Consider the following 20,365-nt stretch of genomic DNA (forward strand, 5'->3'; position numbering starts at 1 on the left):
GCACATCATGAACGACCGCATCGAACCGGACTGGACCGCCGTTTGCGAACTGAACGATATCGTCCCCGACACGGGCGTCTGCGCGCTCGTCAACGGCGCGCAGGTCGCCGTGTTTCACGTCGCGGCGGATTCGAACACGGTGTACGCCATCGACAACGTCGACCCGCATTCGCAGGCCGCCGTGCTTTCGCGCGGCATCGTCGGCAGTCTCGGCGAACGGCTCGTCGTGGCCTCGCCGCTCTACAAACAGCACTTCGATCTGCGCACCGGCGAATGCCTCGAAGCGCCGGAGCGTTCGGTCAATGCGTATCGCGCGCGCGTCGCGGGCGGCAAAGTCTGGATCGCGGCATGAGAACCGAATATGCGGTTGCGGCTGCGGCGGGCGCGGCTCGCGTCGAGAGGCAAAAGCTCGTGGTGATCGGCAACGGCATGGCCGGCATGCGCACCGTCGAAGAGCTGCTGAAGATCGCGCCTGAGCTGTACGACATCACCGTGTTCGGCGCCGAACCTCACGGCAACTACAACCGCATCATGCTCTCGCCGGTGCTAGCCGGGGAAAAAAGCATCGACGACATCGTCATCAACACGCGCGAATGGTACGACGCGAACGGCATCACGCTGCATGCGGGCGATGCGGTCGTCGAAATCGATCGTGCGCGCCGTATCGTGCGATCGGAGATGGGACGCGAAGCCCGCTACGACCGCTTGCTGATCGCGACCGGATCGACGCCGTTCGTGATTCCCGTGCCCGGCCGCGATTTGCCGGGCGTCATCGCGTTCAGAGACATTCAGGATGTCGAAACGATGCGTGAGGCCGCGCGTTGTCATCGCCGCGCCGTTGTCATCGGCGGGGGACTACTCGGGCTGGAGGCGGCGAACGGGTTGCAGCGACAGGGCATGTCGGTGACCGTCGTGCATGCGAGCGATAGCCTGATGGATCGGCAGCTCGACGCGAGCGCGTCCGCGCTGCTCAAGCGTTCACTCGAAGCAAAGGGCCTGTGCTTTGCAATGGCCGCGCAAACCACCGAGATCGTCGGCGACGAACGCGTGCGAGCGGTCCGCTTTGCCGACGGCACGGAGATCGAGGCGGACCTCGTCGTGATGACCGCGGGCGTGCGCCCGAATATCGCGCTGGCCAAGGCTTCGGGTTTGCACTGCGATCGCGCGATCGTCGTGGACGATACGCTGCAAACGTTCGATCCGCGCGTGTACGCGGTGGGCGAATGCGTGCAGCATCGCTCGGCCACGTTCGGTCTGGTCGCGCCGATCTGGGATCAGGCGCGCGTGGCCGGCGCGCATCTCGCGGGCGCGGGGCATCGGCGTTACGTGCAACGTGCCACCGCGACCAAGCTAAAAGTGACCGGCGTGGACCTGTATTCCGCGGGCGATCTCATCGGCGGCGCAGGCAGCGAAGATCTCGTGTTGCGCGACCCGCGCCGCGGCGTGTACAAGCGACTCGTGCTGCAAGCGGGCCGCGTAATTGGCACGGTCTTGTATGGCGACGTGAAGGACGGCGGCTGGTACTTCGATCTGATTCAGAGCGGCACAGATGTTTCGCGCTATCGCGACCGCTTGTTGTTCGGCAAGACACTTTGCGAAGGGGCCGCATGAGTAGCATGGACATCATTCCTATCACGCGCGCCGATCCGGTCGGCGTGCGCACGACATGCCCCTATTGCGGCGTAGGATGCGGCGTCGTCGCGACACGGCGCACGCCGGTCGACGTTGCGATTGCAGGCGACGAAGCGCATCCGTCGAACTTCGGCCGTCTGTGCGTGAAGGGCTCGGCACTCGGCGATACGGTCGGCCTCGAAGGGCGGCTGCTGTATCCGAAAGTGCGCGACAAGGCGACGGGCCAGCTCAGCGACGTGTCGTGGGACGATGCGATCGGCACGGTTGCCAGCGGCTTTTCGCGCATCATTGCCGAACACGGGTCCGATGCCGTCGCGTTCTATGTGTCGGGGCAACTGCTGACGGAGGACTATTACGTCGCGAACAAGCTCATGAAGGGCTATATCGGCAGCGCGAACATCGATACGAATTCGCGGCTCTGCATGTCGTCGTCGGTGGCGGGGCACAAGCGCGCGTTCGGCGAAGACCTGGTGCCGATGAACTACGAAGACCTCGAACTGGCGGACCTGATCGTGCTTGTCGGATCGAATACGGCGTGGTGCCATCCGATCCTTTTTCAGCGCATGATGAAGGTGAAAGAAGCGCGGCCGGACGTCAAGATGGTGGTGATCGATCCGCGCTACACCGCGACATGCGAGATGGCAGACCTGCATCTTCCATTGAAGCCCGGCAGCGACGTCCGGCTTTTCAACGGCCTGTTGGCGTTTCTCGCGGCGCATGGGGCAACGAATGCCGCGTTCGTCGACGCTCATACCGATGGCTACGACGCGGCGCTCTCGGCAGCGGGGGCCGCGGACATCGAGCAAGTGGCGCGCGATTGCAAGGTCGATGTGCATGACCTGCTCGCGTTCTATCGACTCTTCACGCGCACCGAGCGTGTCGTTACGGTCTATTCGCAAGGCGTCAACCAGTCGAGCGCGGGGACGGACAAGGTCAACAGCATCATCAACTGTCATCTGGCGACGGGGCGCATCGGCAAGCCGGGCATGGGGCCTTTTTCGTTCACGGGCCAGCCCAACGCGATGGGCGGCCGCGAAGTCGGCGGCCTCGCCAACACACTCGCCGCGCATCTCGAACTGGATAACGCGATGCACCGCGAGATGGTGCAGACGTTCTGGACTTCGCCGCGCATCGCAGCGCGCGGTGGCCTGAAGGCCGTCGAACTGTTCGATGCCATCGAAGCAGGCCGCGTGAAGGCAGTGTGGATCATGGGCACGAATCCGGTGGTGAGTCTGCCCGACGGCGATCGCGTCAAGCGGGCGCTCGACAAGTGCGAACTGGTCGTCGTATCGGACATCATCGAGAAGACGGATACCAATGCCTTCGCGCATGTGCTGTTGCCCGCGCTCGGATGGGGCGAGAAGGAAGGAACGGTGACCAACTCCGAGCGGCGCATCTCGCGTCAGCGCGCGTTTCTGCCCGCCCCGGCACAAGCGCGCGCCGACTGGCGCATCATTTGCGACGTCGCGCGGCGCATGGGCTTCGATGGTTTCGACTTCGACGCGCCGCATGAGATTTTCGATGAGCACGCGCGTCTTTCCTCATATCGCAACAATGCGGAAAGCGGCGTGTATCGAGCATTCGATATCGGCGGATTGAGCGATCTGACACGCGAGCAATACGATGCACTGGAGCCGGTGCAATGGCCGCTGCGCCCCACCCAAGCCGCAAGCGGCATGCGGTTGTTCGGAACGGGCCGATTCAGCCATGCGGACGGCCGCGCGCGTTTCATCGCAACGCCGCCGCGCGCACCCGTCAATGCGCCTGATAGCGAATACCCGTTCGTGCTTAATACCGGACGCGTGCGCGACCAGTGGCACACGATGACGCGTACCGGTCGTTCAGCGAAGCTCGCAGGACACATCAGCGAGTCGTTCATCGACATGCATCCGCAAGACGCGCTCGGATGCGGCGTGCGTGAAGGCGAACTGGCGCGGATCACGAGCCGCTGGGGTTCGATGATCGCTCGCGTGCAACACAGCGGCGGCATGCAGCGCGGCAGCGTCTTCGTGCCGATTCACTGGAGCGACCAGGTTGCATCGGATGCGCGGGTGGGCGCAGTGGTGAATCCTGTTGTCGATCCGGTGTCGGGTGAGCCCGAGTTCAAGCATACGCCCGTGGCCGTCGAGAAATTCCATGTGACGTGGCACGGCTTCTCGCTTTCGCGCAGCACGCCGGCGATCGATTCGGTCACGCACTGGACGCGCGTTCATGGCAACCGCTTCATGCGTTATGAACTCGCGGGACGCAATCGCTTCGATGCCTCGCATGGCAGTCATCACGACTGGGCGCGTGCGTTCCTCCGCGTCGACAATCCGCACGCCGACTGGATCGAGTACGAGGACAAGAGCGCGGGCGTGTATCGCGCGGCGCATGTGGTGAATGATCGCATCGAGAGTTGCGTGTTCATCTGCGAGCGCCCGGACCTGCCGGCGCGGGCATGGCTCGCAAGTCTTTTCGATAAGGACCGGCTGACCGATGAAGACCGCGCGAGCCTCTTGCTTGGCCAAGCGATCGGCAAGGGCGAGGACACGGGGCCGACGGTGTGCTCGTGCTTCGGCGTGGGACGCAACACGATCTGCAATGCAATCCGCGAGAAAGGGCTGAAAACAGCGGCGCAAGTCACTGCATGCGTGAAGGCAGGCGGCAATTGCGGGTCGTGCGTGCCTGAGTTGAAGAAGCTCATCGTGGAAACGGAGATGGCGCAACTGAGCGTCGGCTGACGCCTCGCCCCGTCTATCCGGCGGGCCGCACGCCGATCTTGCCTTCGCGTGTCGGCGATGAGTGCGGCGCGCCGTTCTTCGCGAGGGCATGCGCGGTGCCGTGCATGCGTAGATCGTGCATCGGCCGATCGTCGTTGCCGAAGCGTGCGACGGAGAACGCGAATGTATTGATGCCGCTCTCGCTCGTCGCCGACACCGTGCCGCGATGCATCTCCGCGACCGCTTTCACGATGGCAAGCCCGAGCCCGTGATTCTCGCGGCTATTCGTTCGCGAACTCTCCGCGCGATAGAAGCGGTCGAACAGATGGTCCATGATGTGCGGCGCAATCGGCTCGCCAGGATTGGCGACCGCTATGCGCACGCGCGTCTGCTCCCGCTTGATCGACACCGATATGGTCGCGCCCGGCGCGCAATGCTGAATCGCGTTCATCACGAGATTCGACAACGCGCGTCCGAATAGCGATGTGTTCACGAAAGCACGCGCATCTCCGCTCGATACCGCGCGCACTTGCGCTTCCTCCAGCGGAATCTCCAGGAAATCCAGCGTGCGTTGCACTTCTGCGGCAAGCGACACTTCCACTAGGCCTGTCGCGCGTTCGCCCTGATCGGCGCGCGCGAGGAACAGCATGTCGTTGATGATCGCGCGCACGCGCTCGAATTCCTCGAGATTCGACTGCAACGTATGACGCAGTTCTTCTATCGGACGGTCCCGCGTCAATGCCACTTCGGTTTGACCGATGAGAATGGTGACAGGCGTGCGCAATTCGTGCGCGACATCGGCGTTGAACGCTTCGAGACGTCCGTATGCATGATCGAGCCGTTCGAGCGCGCCGTTGAACGACTTCGCGAGGTCTTCCAGTTCCAGCGGCAACGAACGCGTGTTGAGCCGTTGCGAGCGATTGTTAGGGCTCACGCTCTGGGCATCGCGTGTGAGCCGCGTGAGCGGCGCCAGGCCGAGCCGCGCGACCGAGTAACTTAGCAGCAATACAGCGACCGTCGCGAGCGCCGTGAGCGCGGCGAGCGCCACGCCGAATACGCGCATGGTGCGCACGTTCGGCGAGCAATCCACCGCGACGAAAAGCTGTAGCGGCGGACGGTCGGCGTTGGGCGGGATCGTGAGCGTGGTCATCAGCATGTCGTACGCACGGCCTTCTGGCTTGAAGCGCGCATAGCCGCCAAGCACGCGTTTGGTGACGTGCCCCGCAGGCGGCGTGCCGTAGCTGAAGCGCGCATCGTTGCTCGTCACCGCGAAAAGCGTGGAGCCGTCGCGCGGCGTGATATCCGCGAGCTTCTCTTTCGCGATCTTCCACTTGTCCGCGTTGGATACATGTGTGACGATGAGCCGCGCGATCTCTGCGCGGTTATCGAGCGAATCGCGCAAGTGCTGTTCGAGCTGCACGCGAAGCACCAAAAAAAGCCCCGAGCCCACGAGCGAGAACACGAACAGCGCGACCAGCGCGAACATGACCGCGAGCCGCCGCGCGATGGAGCGCTGCGAACGCGGCAGGTTCTGTGCGTGCGGACCCTCCTGCGATGCTGCCCACGGAACGTTCATGATGGCCTCGCGTCTTCCCTCGTGTCGCGTGCATCGCGCGGCTCGCGCACTTCCAGCACATAGCCCATGCCGCGCACCGTATGCAGCAGCTTCGTGCGAAACGGTCCGTCGAGTTTCGCGCGCAAGCGTTTGATCGCCGTCTCGACCACGTTCGTATGGCTTTCGAAATCCACTTCCCATACGAGCTCGGTGATCGCCGTCTTCGACAGGATATCGCCGTGACGACGCGCGAGCACGCTCAGCAGCTGGAATTCCTTCGCGGTCAAATCGAGGCGCACGCCGTCCCGCGTCGCGCGTCGTCCGATCAGATCGACGTAAAGATCTCCGACCGAAATCAGTGTGGATTCCTGAGCGCGCGTGCGCCGTGCGAGCGCATGCAGCCGCTCGACGAGTTCCAGAAAAGAGAACGGCTTCGTGAGGTAGTCGTCCGCTCCTTCGCGCAGTCCGCGCACGCGGTCATTGATGTGATCGCGCGCGGTGAGCATGATGACCGGCGTCGATTTCTGCATGCGCAGTGCCTTAAGCACGGCGAAGCCATCGCGCCGCGGCAGCATCACGTCCAGCACGATCACGTCGTAGTCGTATTCGACGGCGAGATGCGTGCCTTCTTCGCCATCCATTGCGATATCGACGACCCAGCCCTGCTCGGTCAGGCCGGAACGCAGGTAGTCGACGACCTTGTGTTCGTCTTCCACTATCAGGACTTTCATGCGTGCACCTGTGTGTTCAGTGTGTGCTTATTGTGCCGCGGCGGTATTCACTTGGCCTGCGCGTCGGCGACATCTTGCGTCTGCGCCGGCTCGTTCACATTCCATCCGCCGCCCAATGCCTTCACGAGCGCGACCGATACCGTATGCTGCTGGCCGCGAATCTGCACATCCTGCCGCTCGCTCGTGAGCAACTGCTGCTGCGCCGTGATGACATCGAGATAAGCGACGAGGCCGCCGGAATAGCGGTCATTCGCGAGCGAGAGCAGACGCTGCGCATCCATCACGGCGGCATGCGACTGCTTCGCTGCGCCGTCCAGCACGGAGAGCCCGACGATGCCGTCCTGTACTTGCTGGAACGCGTTCAACACGGTCTGACGGTAATTCGCTTCGGTTGCGCGATAACCCTCGCTCGCGAATGCGACCGCCGCCGAGCGACGGCCGCCATCGAACACGACCTGGCTCGCCATCGTGCCGATGGTCCACAAGAGACTCGGCGCAGAGATCAGGCTCGTGAGCGCGGTGCTTTCCCAGCCGATGGAGCCGTGCAACGTGAGGCTCGGAAAGAACGCGGCCTTCGCGACCCCGATCTGCGCGTTGGCGGCGGCCATCGCGCGTTCCGCGGACGCGACATCGGGCCTGCGTTGCAGCACGTCGCTCGGCACGCCGAGCGGTATCGGCGGAATCGGGCGTTCATCGACTCTCGCGGCAATCGAGAACTGCGGCGCGGGCGTGGCGACCAGCGCGGCGATCGCATGCTCGTATTGCGCGCGCTGATTGAGCAGCAGTTGCGCTTGCACACGCGTCGAATCAAGCTGCGATTGCTGTTGCAACACATCGAGGCCGGATACCGCGCCGAGACTGTGCTGCGTGTTCACGTAGTCGAGCGCCTTCTCCTGCAACTGCACCGAGCGATTGAGCACGTCGATCTCGGCATCGAGTTCGCGCATCGAGAAGTAAGCGCTCGCGAGGTCGGTGGTCAGGACGAGGCGCGCGTTGGCGAGGTCATCGCGTGTCTGGTCTTCCGATGCCTGCGCGCTTTCCACTTCGCGGCGAATGCGGCCGAAGAGATCGAGGTCGTAATCGACCGTGGGCGCGAGCTTGAGATCGTTCTGCACGGTCGACATGCTCGGCGTGCTGTAGTTGTTCACCGGGCGATTGCGCGAGGTGCGCGTGCGTGCCGCCTGTGCGCCGAGATCGACTTCGGGCAGCGCGAGCGATGACGTCTGCGCGAGTGTCGCGCGAGCCTGCTCGTAATGGGCGCTCGCGGCGGCGAGCGTCTGGTTCTGCGCGAGCGCCTGCGATTCGAGCCCGTCGAGAATGTCGTCATCGAAGCCGCGCCACCAGTCGAGAGCGAGCGGCGCATGCGAAGGCTCGGCCACGCGCCAGTAGGAGTCCGTCTTCCATGTCGGCGGCGTCTCTGCAAGCGGGCGCTGATAGTCGGGGCCGACCGTGCAGGCCGCGAGCATCGACAGCAACGCGATAGAGGCGATGCGTCTCATGATGCGGCCTTCTTGTCGCTCGCCTGCTGCTCGGGTTGCTGGGGTTGCTGAGGTTGCTGCTGCTGCTCGTGCTGCTGGCCTTGTTGCGGCGCGATCACCACATGATCGCCGTCCGCGACCGAGTCGCTCGGGTTGATGATGATCTTGTCGTTCGCTTCGATGCCGCTCTCGATCTCCAGCGTCTGCCCGAGGTCCTGCGCGATCACGATCTTGTGGAGATGCACGTGTCCGCTCGAATCGACGACGGCGAGGCGCGGACCTTCCGAGCGAAACAGCAACGCATTGCCGGGAACGATCAGGCGCGCATGCGCGACGGACGGCACCGCGACCTGCACATACGCACCGGGGCGCAGACGTCCATCGGCATTGGGCAGCGTCACTTCGATTTGCAGCGAACGCGTGGGCACGTCGATCGCGCCGGAGATATGCGTGATCTTGCCGTGAAACTGTTGCCCCGGCAGCTCGGCTTGCGTCACGACCACCTGCTGCCCGACAGACACGTTTTGCGCGTAGGCCTGCGGCAGCTGCACATACACGCGCAACGGATCGGACTGCGCGAGCGCGAAGAGCGCGCGGCTTGCGCCACTGCCTGCATCGATGAGATCGCCGACATCGACGTTGCGCTGCGTGACCACGCCAGCAAACGGCGCCACGATACGCTTGAACGATTCGAGCTGGCGCAGGCGCTTCACGTTGGCATCGGCTGCCGCAAGATTGGCGACATCCTGGTTGAAGGTGCTCTGGCGTTCATCCAGTTCCTGTTGGGAAACGGCATCGCGTTGACGCAATTGCTTCCACCGTTCAAGCGATGTCTTCGCAAGCCCGAGGCTCGATGCGGTCTGGTCGCGTTGCGCGACGGCCTGCGCGAGTTCCTGATCGATCTCGGGCGTGTCGAGATCAGCGAGCACTTGTCCCTGCTTCACGCGCGCGCCGATATCGACGTACCAGTGCAGCAGATAACCGGTTGCGCGCGCGTAGATCGGCGACTCGACGAAGCCGCGCAGCGTGCCCGGCAGCGTGGTTTCGCCGCTGCCGTCCGTCTGTGTCGGCGAAGCCACGTTGACGTATTGCTGGGCGTTTTGCTGCGTGCGCGTGGCGACCGAACGGTTATGCATGAGGTCGCTCACGACCGTGCGAGCGGCGCCTATCGCCAGCAGCGCGAGCACGATGACGATCGCAATCTTCGCGCGCTTCCATTCGAGGTTGCGCGGCGGCAACGCCGGACCTTCGTCGGGATCGCGAGCGGGAATGGCCAGCGATGCGTGGTTCTTTTCAGTCATGTTCGGCTTTGGGCGTGATGCGGTTCAATGTTGATCGCGATGCTGCGCTTCGTCTTTGCGCCGTGCGCGGCGTGCGAGCCGCGCGTGAATTCCGGCGAACACGAGCGGCACGAAGAAGAGCGTCGATACGGTTGCGAAGAGCAGGCCGCCGATGACCGCGCGGCCGAGCGGCGCGTTCTGCTCCGCGCCTTCGCCGAGGCCGAGCGCCATCGGGATCATGCCGATGATCATCGCGAAGGCGGTCATCAATACAGGGCGAATGCGGCTCGCGCCGGCTTCGAGCGCGGCCGTGAGCGGCGGCGCGCCGGCCGCGAGGCGTTGGCGCGCGAACGACACCATCAAGATGCTGTTGGCGGTGGCGACGCCCATCGTCATGATCGCGCCGGTCAGCGCCGGAACGGACAGGTGCGTGCCCGTGAGAAAGAGCATCCAGATGATGCCTGCAAGCGCGGCAGGCAGTGCGCTCACGATGATGAGCGGATCGATCCATGACTGAAAGTTCACGACGATCAGCAGATACACGAGCACGATCGCCATCGCGACGCCGACACCCAGGCCGAAGAACGATGTGCGCATGGTCTCCACCTGTCCGCGCACGGCGATCTGGCTTCCGCGTGGCAGCGTGCCGCGCGCCTGATCGACGAGCTCGTTCACGCGACGCGCGACGCTGCCGAGATCGCGTCCTTCCACGCTCACGAAGATGTCGATGACAGGGCGGATGTTGTAATGCGACACGACCGCGAACTGACTCTGCGGCGACAGGCGCACGAGGTTGCCGAGCAATTGCGTCGGCCCCGTGCCGGGCGCGGATACGGGCGTGCGCATCAGTTCATCGATCGACGATATCTGATACTGCGGCGTCTGCACCGCCATGTTGTATTCGACGCCGTTGCGCGGATTGAACCAGAAGCCAGGCGACGTCTGCGAACTGCCCGACAGCGAAATTAGCACGTTCTGCGCGACATTGCTCGCCGACAGATTGAGTTGCTGCAAACGCGTGCGGTCCATCAGAAGATTGAGCGTGGGTTGGTCGAGCTTCTGCTGGATATGCGTATCCACGTTGCCGGGGATCATGCGTATCTGCTTCATCAGGTTACTGGCGACCTGAAAATTGCCTTGCTGATTTTGCCCCTGAATTTGCACGTCGATAGCAGCGGGCAGACCGAAGTTCAGGATTTGCGTGACGATATCCGCTGGCTGAAAGAAGAATTCGACACCGGGAAAAAGGCGCGGCAGCAGGGAACGCAACTGGTCGATGTAGGTTTGCGTCGGCGCATGATCGGGCTTGAGCGCTACCTGTATCTCGCCATCTAGCGTGCCGATCGTGCCCGCGTTGCTATAGGACAAGTTGATGCCGCTATAAGGCAGACCGAGGTTGTCGAGAATGGTGGCGAGTTCGTCCTGCGGCACGACCTTGCGCACGACCTTCTCGACTTCGTCCGCGAGACGCGCCGTTTCCTCGATGCGCGTGCCCGTCGGGGCGCGCATGTGCATGCGGATATCGCCTGCATCCACGCTCGGGAAAAAGTCTTCGCCGAGCACGAAGACCAGTCCCGCCGACAACAGACAAAAGCCGAGAAATAGCGAGCCGAACACGCGTCGCCGTACGAGCAGGCTGCTCAGAATGACGATGTAGGCGGCACGCATGCGTTCGAAGCCGTGATCGAACCGCCGATGCAGCCGTACGAAAAGATTTGGTCGGGCCTTCGCATCCGGTGCGTGCGCGTGGCCCATCAGAAGCATAGCGAGCGTCGGCACGAGCGTGCGCGACAGGACATACGACGCGAGCATCGCGAAGACGACGGCTTCCGCGAGCGGCACGAACAGGTAGCGGGCTACGCCGGTCAAGAAGAACATCGGCACGAACACGATGCAGATGCATAGCGTGGAAACGAGCGCAGGCACGGCGATCTCGCCCGCGCCTTCGAGAATTGCTTCGTGCAAGTCGGTGCCCATGTGCAAATGACGCTCGATGTTCTCGATCGTCACGGTCGCGTCGTCGACCAGTATGCCGACAGCAAGCGCCAGGCCGCCGAGCGTCATGATGTTGATGGTCTGCCCGAGCGCATGCAATGCGAGCAGCGAAGAAAGAATCGATAAGGGAATCGAGACGGCGATGATGCACGTGCTGCGCCAGTTGCCGAGAAAGAGCAGGATCATCGCGGCGGTCAACGCGGCGGCAATCAACGCTTCGCGCACCACGCCTTCGACGGCGGCCTTGACGAAGACGGACTGGTCGAAGAGCGCGGTGATCTTGAGATCTTGCGGCAGCGCGGCGCGCGCTTGCGGCAAGAGGCTATGCAACGTATTGACGATGGCGAGCGTCGACGCGTTGCCGTTCTTCAGGACGGAGATGAGCACGCCGCGTCGACCGTCCTGCCGCACGATATTTGTCTGCGGCGAGGAGCCGTCGCGTACGTGCGCCACTTCACGCAAGTACGTAGTGGCGCCGTTCACCGTACGAACCGGGATGTCGTTCAGGCCCGCAACCGTCGTCGGCGAGCCGTTCATATTGATCGTGTATTCCTTCGAGCCGATCTTCGCGGTCCCGGTCGGAAGGATCAGGTTCTGCGCGTTGACGGCGCTCACCACGTCTGTCGGCGTGAGGCCCTTGGCTAGAAGCGCGCGCGTGTTCAGGTCTACGGAAATCAGGCGCGTCTTGCCGCCATACGGATACGGCACGGCCGCGCCCGGAATGGTCACCAGTTGCGGGCGCAGAAAGTTGAGCGCGGTGTCGTTCAGTTCCTGCTCCGACTGCTTGGGACTCGACAGGCCGAGCTGAATCACCGGAATACTCGACGCCGAATAACTGATGACGAGCGGCGGCGTCGCGCCCGGCGGCATCTGCTTGAGCTGCGCCTGCTCGACTGCTACCGTCTGCGCAATCGCCGTCTGAATGTTGGCGGTCGGCTGCAGGAACAGCTTGATGATGGCGATGCCCGGAAGCGACTGTGACTCGATGTGCTCGATGTTATTGACCGTCGTCGTCAGACTGCGCTCGTTGACGGACGTGATGCGATTGGCAATGTCCTGCGACGACAAACCCGTGTACGTCCAGATGATGCTGACCACGGGAATGTCGATCTCGGGTAGCACGTCTACTGGCGTCGTCAAGAGCACGAACGGCGTGGCCAGCACGATCATGATGGCCATGACGATGAACGTATAAGGGCGCTTCAGCGCAACGTTGACGATCCACATTGAGTCGTTAGGAGAGTGCGGGGAAGGGCGCCGGTATCGTGCTTGTCAGCGCGCGGCGTACCACGAAGAGGCGGGCGCCTTGCGTTCGGTGCCGCTATGGTAGTGCGCGGGCACCAACGTGATAATGACGCGAAAATGGCGCTCCCGTCATTTTCCGTCAGTTACGCGCGAACGTTCGGACATTCATCGACTGCGGAGCGACCGCGCGAGCCGATCGCTCCGTGACGGGATCAGTTCATGATGCCGTTCGTGTCGTTGGCTGGCGATTGCGGAGCCGCCGGGCGATACACGCTTGCGCCGGTATAGATGCCCTCGCGTCGGTCGAGGAAGCTGCCGGGATACCGTTGATCGTCGACGCCCGGAAAGTATCCGGCCCGCTCGGCTCGAATCAGGTCGTCGCGGACCTGCTGCCGCGTCAAACCGTTCGACTGCGCAGCGGCGGCAAGCGGCGAGAGTGCGAATACAACGATGGCAATGCGCGTGACTGGCTTCATGGCGAACTCCTCATGCAGATGATGGACGGACGCAATTCCAATGCGCGTCCACGGCAGAGTTGCCGTGGACCGGTCCATTGTAAGCACGGGCAGTTGCGAGAATTCGCCTGTTTGCGGCGGTTTTATCGAAGACTGCGAAGGAGGGTAGTGAACGAATGCGCGGACTATTGCGGCATCTGCTGTGAAGGCGTGTTCGACATCGTACCGCCCGAGGCCGACGTGCCTTCCGGCGATGCGCCATACGCCGTGCCTTGATGCACGCGCGCTTCGGCGGCCTCGATGTCATTGGGATAGAACGCCTCGCGTGCCGCCGGCCGATAGCCGGCCTGCTCCAGTTGCTGAAGGTCCTGCTTGACCTGATCGCGTGTCAGGCCTTGCTGGGCCATTGCGGCGACGGGTGAGGCGATGAGCGCGGCGGCGACGATACGCATGACGAGTTTCATGGCGAACTCCTGATACGGGTGAATGGCGATCGCGGCATGCGGTCGGGAACGGTGAGCGAGAGCCGCGAACAGGGCTCTCGCCACGGCTGAATTCTATTTGTCGTACCGTGACGAGATGCTGGCGCGCACATGACGTTTCGGTCAGCGGCGCGCGTGTCGGCTGCCTGAAAGACGGCGCGGCCAGTGATAGACTCGCCTGCGCGCGAGGCCCGCCCATCGGACGGAGCGCTCGACGCCCGCCTCTTCATCGAACCGGATACGATCAATTGCCGTTCAAGCTGCCGACTACCGCTACCGCTCCGTTCTGCCCATCAGAAGTCAAAGGCTCCGTCGTCGTTGCGCCGGGCACTCCGCTCTGGAAGAAGCTGCTGCAATTCGCGGGGCCGGGGCTGCTCATCTCTATCGGCTACATGGACCCGGGCAATTGGGCAACCGACATCGAAGCAGGCTCGCGCTATGGCTATAGCCTGCTGTTCGTCGTCGTGTTGTCGAGCATCGCGGCGATGGTGCTGCAATGTCTGTCGATGCGCCTTGGCATCGTCACCGGCCGCGATCTCGCGCAGTTGTCGCGCGAGCGTTACGCGAAGCCTGTCGCCCATGCGCAATGGATGCTCGCGGAGTTGTCGATCATCGCGTGCGATCTCGCCGAAGTGCTCGGCGGCGCACTCGCGTTTCATCTGCTCTTCGGCTGTTCGCTGATGTGGGGCGTGGTGCTCACGGCATTCGATACGCTGATCGTACTGGGGCTGAAGGGCAAGAACTTCCGCGACCTCGAAGCGATCATGCTCGGGCTCATCGCGACCATCGGCGTGGGATACATCGTGGAGTTAGCGCTCGTCAAACCGCACTGGCCGTCCGTCGCGGCGGGACTCGTGCCATCGTTCAACGTGCTCTCCGAGCGCGAGCCGCTTTATCTCGCCATCGGCATACTTGGCGCGACCGTGATGCCGCATAACCTGTATCTGCATTCGTCGATCGTGCAGACACGCGTGGTCACTCGCGAGCACAAGGACCTTGCTTTGTCGATCAGACTTTCGCGGCTCGACACCGTTGCGTCATTGATGCTTGCGCTCCTGATCAACGCCGCGATCCTGATTCTCGCGGCTTCCGCGTTTCACGCGACAGGTCATACGCAAGTGACCGAAATCGAAGACGCATACAAGCTGCTCGCGCCCATCGTCGGCAGCGGGCTTGCCGCAATTCTGTTCGCGGTGACGCTCTTCGCGTCGGGGCAAAGCTCGACCTTCACGGGAACCATTGCAGGGCAGGTCATCATGGAAGGCTTTCTGCGCCTGAAGATTCCGTGTTATCAGCGGCGCTTCATTACGCGGGCGCTCGCACTCGTGCCCGCGCTGATCGGTGTCTATATGCTCGGCAACGGCGCGGTCGGCAAGCTGCTCGTCGCGAGCCAGGTCGTGCTGAGTCTGCAATTGCCGTTCGCGCTGTATCCGCTGATTCGCATGACGAGCGATCGCACGCTCATGGGCAGCTTCGCGAACGCGGCGCATACGAAGGTTATCGCGTGGCTGCTTTTCGTCGTGATCAGCGCCGCGAACATCTGGCTCGTCGTGCAGACCGCGACGGAGTGGTTCGCGTAAGCGCGAGGCTTGCGCGAACCTCTTACTGCCTACTCCTTACTTGACGACAGCGACCGGCGTATTCGATTTCGCCGCGACGGCAGCGGGAATCGCAGCGTCGGCGGGCAGTGCCTGATCGACCGTCGTGCGTCCGCCATCGCGGAAGAACGCGAGTTCAGCCGCCTTGTTCAGCACGAGAATGCTGATACGTCGGTTCGTCGGCTCGTCGATGACGTCCTTGTTGAGCGGCAGGACGTCGGAGAGACCGCGCACTTGCAGCACCTTGCCTTCGTTCATGCCACCCGCGACCAGCGCGCGCCGCGCGGCGTTCGCCCGCTCGCTCGACAGTTCCCAGTTCGAATAGCCTTTCTGATTGCCGGAGTAGGGCACGGCATCCGTATGGCCTGCAATCGACACGCGATTGTCAACGTCGTTGAGCGATGCGCCGATGTTGGACAGAATCGTCGTCACATAGCTTTCGAGCTTCGAGCTGCCCGATGCGAACATCGGCCGCTTGAGCGAATCGACGATCTCGATGCGCAAGCCTTCGCTCGTGATCGCAATGCGGATCTGATCCTTGAACGCGCGCAATGCCGGCGTGTTCTCGATCAGCGCGGTCAGCTTTTGCTTCAGTTGTTGCAGACGCTGCATGTCGTCGGCGGCGACGGCCGCGCGCGCGATGGAGGGCGGCACCGGCTGCGTCTGGCTCTTGTTGGCTTCGCCGGGACGCGAGCTGGACAGGTCCTTGCCGCCGCCGTTGACGACGCTCGTATGGGCGGAGGCGCCGCCTTCGTTGCCGAACAGCGCCGAGAGCGGCGTATTGAAGTATTGCTCGATGCCTTCCTTGTCGTACTTCGACGTGGAGCCGAGCAGCCACATCAAGAGGAAGAACGCCATCATTGCGGTCACGAAGTCCGCGTAGGCGATCTTCCACGCGCCGCCATGATGGCCGCCGTGGCCGCCGCCCTTCTTCTTGCGGCGCACGACGACAGTGGGCGCGAGCACGGATTGCAACGGGTCGCGTGACGGTCTTTCAGCCATGAACGATGCTCCTTGTGTCTACGCAGCAGCGGGTCAGGCCGACTTCGGCGTCTTGGTGGCGCGCACGGCGTCGTCCAGTTCCTTGAAGCTCGGACGGTCCGCCGTGAAGAGCACCTTGCGGCCGAACTCGACAGCGACCGTCGGCGCGTAGCCGTTCATCGATGCGAGCAGCACGGACTTCACGCACTGGAACGGCTTGGCTTCTGCCGCGCCCTTCGCGTTGAGCAGGTCCGCGAGCGGGCCGATGAAGCCGTACGCGAGCAAGATGCCGAGGAACGTGCCGACGAGCGCACCCGCGATCATCTCGCCGAGCACGGCGGGCGCTGCGCCGACCGAGCCCATCGTATGCACCACGCCCATCACCGCGGCCACGATGCCGAATGCCGGCAAACCATCGGCCATCTTCTGAATGGCGTTCGCGGCCACCGCGCTTTCCGTGTGATGCGTCTCGAGTTCCTCGTCCATCAGGTCCTGCAATTCGAGCGCGTTCACGTTGCCCGCCGACATCATGCGCAGGTAATCGACGATGAAATCGAGCAGGTGATGATCCGCCATCACGTGTTCGTACTTCTGGAAGACCGGGCTGGACTCGGGCGCGTCGACATCTGCTTCGAGCGCCATCATTCCTTCCTTGCGGGCCTTCTGCAGCAGTTCGTACAGCAACGCGATGAGCGACAGGTATTTCTCTTTGCTATACCCGCCGCCTTTGAAAACCTTGGGCAACGCCTGCAAGGTTTTCTTGAGCGTGGACGTGGGGTTCGATACGACGAAAGCCCCGATGGCCGCGCCGAAAATACACAGCAATTCAAAAGGCTGAACGAGGGCCGCCAGGTGACCGCCGACCCCCATGAAGCTCCCGATGACGGAGCCGATGACGAGTACCCATCCGATAACGACAAACATGATTTCTCCGCAAATGTCCGGGCGTTGCGAGCCGTGCGCGCTCGTTAGCGAAACACGCACGGCTCGCAATGCATTGTCTGCATGATGCTGGGCTTTTTAACGGCGCAGTACACGCCGACATTTAGGGTGGCTCCCGCAAACATTTCGACGCTCCCACCCTCAAGGTAAAACTTACACGCGCGATTTACGCGCAAGGTAATGGATTGCTGCCATGCGCTTCGTCTAACATCGGCGCATGGACACGACACTGACAGAAGCCAGGCCGCGCGCGCCGGGCAGCACGCCTGCCACGGTGGGCATGCTGCTGCGCGAATGGCGTCAACGCAGGCGCATGAGTCAGCTGGAACTTGCTTGTATAGCGGACGTTTCGACGCGCCACTTGAGCTTTATCGAATCCGGTCGCTCAGTGCCGAGCCGCGACATGCTGATCCGGCTCGCCGAGCAACTGGGCGTGCCTTTGCGCGAGCGCAACGCGCTTTTTCTCGCAGCGGGATATGCGCCGCTGTACAAGGAGCGGCCACTCGCGGACCCGGACCTCGAACCCGCGCGGCGTGCCGTCGAACTCGTGCTGAAGGGCCACGAGCCGTATCCCGCGCTCGCGGTGGATCGTCACTGGACGATGATCGCCGCCAACGCCGCGCTGCAACCGCTCGTCGCGTCGGCGGATGCGTCGTTGCTTGCGTCGCCGGTCAACGTGCTGCGCCTGTCGCTGCATCCGGGCGGGCTCGCGAGCGTGATCGAGAACTGGCACGAGTGGCGCGCGCATCTGCTCGCGCGGCTGCGTCGGCAGATCGACGCGTCAGGCGACACGACGCTCGCCGCGCTGCTCGACGAACTCGAAGCGTATCCCGCGCCGCCGCACGCGGGACGCGCCGAACGGGGCGGAACCGATCTCGTCGCCGTGCCGCTGCGCTTGCGCACGGAGCTCGGCGTGCTGTCGCTCATCAGCACGACGACCGTGTTCGGCACGCCGGTCGATATCACGCTTTCCGAGCTCGCGATCGAAGCCTTTTTCCCCGCGGACGACGCCACTGCGCGCATACTCCATCGGGCGCACGGCGAGCGTCGCTGACGCGTGATGTGGAACCTGCTGCCGCCGCGCGAATCAATCAACAGGAGGGGAGCGGCGCGCGCTGCCAACGCGCGCGCCGGTGCCTGCGTCAGCTTTTGTCCAACCAACGCAGAAGGCAGCCATGATTCAGACATTCGAACACGTGATCGGCGGCGAGCGCATGCAGTTTTGCGCGAGCATCGCGGAAGGCGGCGGACCGCAGCGCGTTATCATCAGCCGGGCGGACTCGGCGGAGTCGCTCGTCATCGTCCAGGCCGATGGCATCATCGGCACGATCAGGGCGGAAGTGGAAGCGCCGGATACGTTCGTCGCGGACGCGGTGCGCAAGGCGCAGCAGGAAGCATTGATCGAACGGGCGCTGGAAACTGGCGAGGTTCAGACGACGAGTCTCTGATTTTCTTCGATAAAGCCATGCCCGCGCGGCCCGAAAGGCTGCGCGGGCATGCGCGTCTTGCGGCCACAGAAAAAAGCTACGAGCAGCCGCTACATGCGCGGCTCGCCGTTCTTCGGATCGGCCGGGACGAGCGGCATTGCCGAATCGGGACCGTCCGGCATGTCGGGATCGTCGGGATTCGGCGCCGCATCCGGATCGAGCAACTTGTCCGGATCCGGTTCGACGGTTTCTTCCGGTGCGTGTGGCAGGTTGGACATGATGCGGGTTCTCCTTGAAATGGCCTGAGCCGGTTCGCAACCCGTGTTCCCGCCGATGCGCACGCGCTATTTCACCGCGCGTCGCGGCCGGTTCGCGGCTTCTTTGCCGTCCGCCGCCGTGCTGCCGCGCACGCCGCGCGCGATGACCGCCGCGCACGCCAGCATCGCCACTGAAGCAGCCGCCGACCAGCGCACCGCATCGACGATCTGCGCCGATGCCGCCGCGCCTCCCGCGTGGCCCGCCAACGCGCCGAACGCGGCCACGCCCATTGCGCCGGCGGCCTGCCGCGCGGTGTTCAGCACGGCCGACGCCGTTCCCGCGCGCCGCTGGCCGACGGTGCCGAGCAGCGCGGTCGTCATCGCGGGGACGGCCACGCCCATGCCCGACGGAATCAGCAGGAACGGAAGCAGCAGAGCGACCGTCGGCGTATGGGCATCGACGAATGCGAGCGCCGCGAAACCCGCCGCGTCGAGCAATGCGCCGGCGATCATCGGGCCGCGCGAGCCGAAGCGCGCCACCACCGGACCGCTCGCGAGATTCGACAGCAGGAAGCCGCCCGTGAGCGGCAAAAACGCGAGGCCGGTCTGCAACGGCGTCTGGCCGAGCACGCGTTGCAGATAAAGACTCAGCACGAACACGCTTCCATAGTAGGTGAAGTTCACGGCGATGCCGAACAGCACCGCGGCGCTGAACGTGCGCTCGCCGAAGAGCGCGAGCGGGAGCATCGGCGCGCGGCTTCTCCTTTCGACTGCGATGAACGCGGCCGTCGCCGTCACCGCGATAGCGATTGCGCCAATCACGAGCGGATGCGACAGCCCGAGCGGCCGCGCTTCGATCACCGCGCCGACCAGCGCCGTGAGCGCCACGATGGCGAGCGCCTGGCCGCTCACGTCGATGCCGTCGCCGCGCCCGTGCGACGGCGACTCGTCCACCCATGCGAGCGTCGCGGCGACGCCCGCCGCGCAAATCGGCAGATTGACCCAGAAGATGCTGCGCCAGCCAAACGCCGCGATCAGCGCTCCGCCGACAATCGGGCCTGCCGCGATGGACACCGCGCCCGCCGCCGTCCATAAGCCCACTGCGCGCGCCCGCACGCGCCGATCGTGGCCGCACGCGGCGTTCAGCAGCGCGAGGGAATTCGGCAGCATCGCTGCCGCGCCGACGCCCTGAATGGCGCGGGCAGCGATCAGCTGCGCGGCATCGCGCGAAAATGCGCAGGCGAGCGAAGCGAACGCGAACACCGCGAGTCCGCCGACGAACAGCCGCCGCGCGCCGAGCCGGTCGCCGAGCGAGCCGGCCAGAAGCATCAGTGCGGCGAATGCGAGCGCGTACGCGTCCACGGTCCATTGCAGGCTCGCGACGCTCGCGCCGAGATCATGTGCAATGCTCGCGAGCGCGACGTTCACGATCGACACGTCGAGTTGCGAGACGACGAAGCCGACGCTCGTCGCGGCCACGACGCACAACTGGCGGGAAGACAGGTTCGAGTTCATGCCGTTCATCGTAGGCGCATGCCGTTCCGGATGTTTCGGCCTCGCCTGAAATGAAAATGGCGCACCGCCGGGGCGTGCGCCATTGTCTTG

General features: G+C 63.8%; 17 protein-coding genes. 6 read left to right on the forward strand and 11 right to left on the reverse strand.

Features of this window, described 5'->3' with window-relative positions; all coding sequences use genetic code 11:
* Window positions 1-7 precede the first annotated feature (7 nt).
* From nirD to NCR37_RS15200, 3 genes are read left to right on the forward strand one after another with little or no spacing between them, the layout of a single operon-like run.
* Window positions 8-352, forward strand: coding sequence for a nitrite reductase small subunit NirD (gene nirD, locus NCR37_RS15190; protein WP_250473691.1), 345 nt, complete (start codon window positions 8-10; stop codon window positions 350-352).
* Window positions 349-1,611, forward strand: a complete 1,263-nt coding sequence (locus NCR37_RS15195) for an NAD(P)/FAD-dependent oxidoreductase (protein ID WP_250473692.1) — start codon at window positions 349-351, stop codon at window positions 1,609-1,611. The genes nirD and NCR37_RS15195 overlap by 4 nt, the downstream gene beginning before the upstream one ends.
* Window positions 1,608-4,355, forward strand: coding sequence for a molybdopterin-dependent oxidoreductase (locus tag NCR37_RS15200; RefSeq protein WP_502800530.1), 2,748 nt, complete (start codon window positions 1,608-1,610; stop codon window positions 4,353-4,355). The genes NCR37_RS15195 and NCR37_RS15200 overlap by 4 nt, the downstream gene beginning before the upstream one ends.
* Before the next feature lie 13 nt (window positions 4,356-4,368).
* Here the strand turns inward: NCR37_RS15200 and NCR37_RS15205 are convergent, their stop codons facing one another.
* The 7 genes from NCR37_RS15205 to NCR37_RS15235 all read right to left on the reverse strand — a co-directional run bounded on the left by NCR37_RS15205 (window position 4,369) and on the right by NCR37_RS15235 (window position 13,537).
* Window positions 4,369-5,910, reverse strand: a complete 1,542-nt coding sequence (locus tag NCR37_RS15205; RefSeq protein WP_284506889.1) for a heavy metal sensor histidine kinase — start codon at window positions 5,908-5,910, stop codon at window positions 4,369-4,371.
* Entirely contained in the window at window positions 5,907-6,620 is a 714-nt protein-coding gene (locus NCR37_RS15210) for a heavy metal response regulator transcription factor (RefSeq protein ID WP_159834444.1), read from the reverse strand. Before NCR37_RS15210 ends, NCR37_RS15205 begins: the two co-directional genes overlap by 4 nt.
* Before the next feature lie 47 nt (window positions 6,621-6,667).
* Window positions 6,668-8,119 (reverse strand): efflux transporter outer membrane subunit, encoded by a 1,452-nt coding sequence (locus NCR37_RS15215; protein ID WP_250473694.1) that lies wholly within the window; start codon window positions 8,117-8,119, stop codon window positions 6,668-6,670.
* A complete protein-coding gene (locus NCR37_RS15220) occupies window positions 8,116-9,399 on the reverse strand; it encodes an efflux RND transporter periplasmic adaptor subunit (RefSeq protein WP_250473695.1) in 1,284 nt (427 codons plus the stop codon). Before NCR37_RS15220 ends, NCR37_RS15215 begins: the two co-directional genes overlap by 4 nt.
* A gap of 24 nt (window positions 9,400-9,423) precedes the next feature.
* Window positions 9,424-12,600 carry an efflux RND transporter permease subunit gene (locus NCR37_RS15225; RefSeq protein WP_250473696.1) on the reverse strand — a complete coding sequence of 1,059 codons (3,177 nt, stop codon included), beginning with the start codon at window positions 12,598-12,600 and terminating at the stop codon, window positions 9,424-9,426.
* Window positions 12,601-12,830: 230 nt separating this feature from the next.
* Complete coding sequence (locus NCR37_RS15230; protein WP_250473697.1) at window positions 12,831-13,094, reverse strand: DUF4148 domain-containing protein; 264 nt, start codon at window positions 13,092-13,094, stop codon at window positions 12,831-12,833.
* 164 nt (window positions 13,095-13,258) lie between these two features.
* A complete protein-coding gene (locus NCR37_RS15235; RefSeq protein WP_250473698.1) occupies window positions 13,259-13,537 on the reverse strand; it encodes a DUF4148 domain-containing protein in 279 nt (92 codons plus the stop codon).
* A gap of 266 nt (window positions 13,538-13,803) precedes the next feature.
* On the opposite strand from NCR37_RS15235, the gene NCR37_RS15240 reads away from it, so the two are divergent.
* Window positions 13,804-15,135, forward strand: coding sequence for an Nramp family divalent metal transporter (locus tag NCR37_RS15240; protein WP_250473699.1), 1,332 nt, complete (start codon window positions 13,804-13,806; stop codon window positions 15,133-15,135).
* 36 nt (window positions 15,136-15,171) lie between these two features.
* On the opposite strand, the gene motB is transcribed toward NCR37_RS15240, so the two are convergent.
* Window positions 15,172-16,155 carry a flagellar motor protein MotB gene (gene motB / locus NCR37_RS15245; protein ID WP_250473700.1) on the reverse strand — a complete coding sequence of 328 codons (984 nt, stop codon included), beginning with the start codon at window positions 16,153-16,155 and terminating at the stop codon, window positions 15,172-15,174.
* Between the two features lie 33 nt (window positions 16,156-16,188).
* Complete coding sequence (gene motA, locus NCR37_RS15250) at window positions 16,189-17,058, reverse strand: flagellar motor stator protein MotA (RefSeq protein WP_250473701.1); 870 nt, start codon at window positions 17,056-17,058, stop codon at window positions 16,189-16,191.
* A gap of 235 nt (window positions 17,059-17,293) precedes the next feature.
* Between motA and NCR37_RS15255 the strand changes: the two genes are divergently transcribed.
* Both NCR37_RS15255 and NCR37_RS15260 read left to right on the forward strand, forming a co-directional pair.
* Window positions 17,294-18,130 (forward strand): helix-turn-helix domain-containing protein, encoded by an 837-nt coding sequence (locus NCR37_RS15255; RefSeq protein ID WP_250473702.1) that lies wholly within the window; start codon window positions 17,294-17,296, stop codon window positions 18,128-18,130.
* Window positions 18,131-18,251: 121 nt separating this feature from the next.
* The gene (locus NCR37_RS15260; RefSeq protein ID WP_175941399.1) at window positions 18,252-18,524 is read left to right on the forward strand and encodes a hypothetical protein; all 273 of its coding nucleotides are present in this window, start codon (window positions 18,252-18,254) and stop codon (window positions 18,522-18,524) included.
* 89 nt (window positions 18,525-18,613) lie between these two features.
* Here the strand turns inward: NCR37_RS15260 and NCR37_RS15265 are convergent, their stop codons facing one another.
* Window positions 18,614-18,781 carry a hypothetical protein gene (locus tag NCR37_RS15265; protein WP_250473703.1) on the reverse strand — a complete coding sequence of 56 codons (168 nt, stop codon included), beginning with the start codon at window positions 18,779-18,781 and terminating at the stop codon, window positions 18,614-18,616.
* A 66-nt stretch (window positions 18,782-18,847) separates the two neighbouring features.
* A complete protein-coding gene (locus NCR37_RS15270; protein ID WP_250473704.1) occupies window positions 18,848-20,284 on the reverse strand; it encodes an MFS transporter in 1,437 nt (478 codons plus the stop codon).
* Window positions 20,285-20,365: the final 81 nt, after the last annotated feature.

Origin of the sequence: Caballeronia sp. GAFFF1 (genome assembly GCF_023630705.1) — a bacterium.
Classification (GTDB): Bacteria; Pseudomonadota; Gammaproteobacteria; order Burkholderiales; family Burkholderiaceae; genus Caballeronia.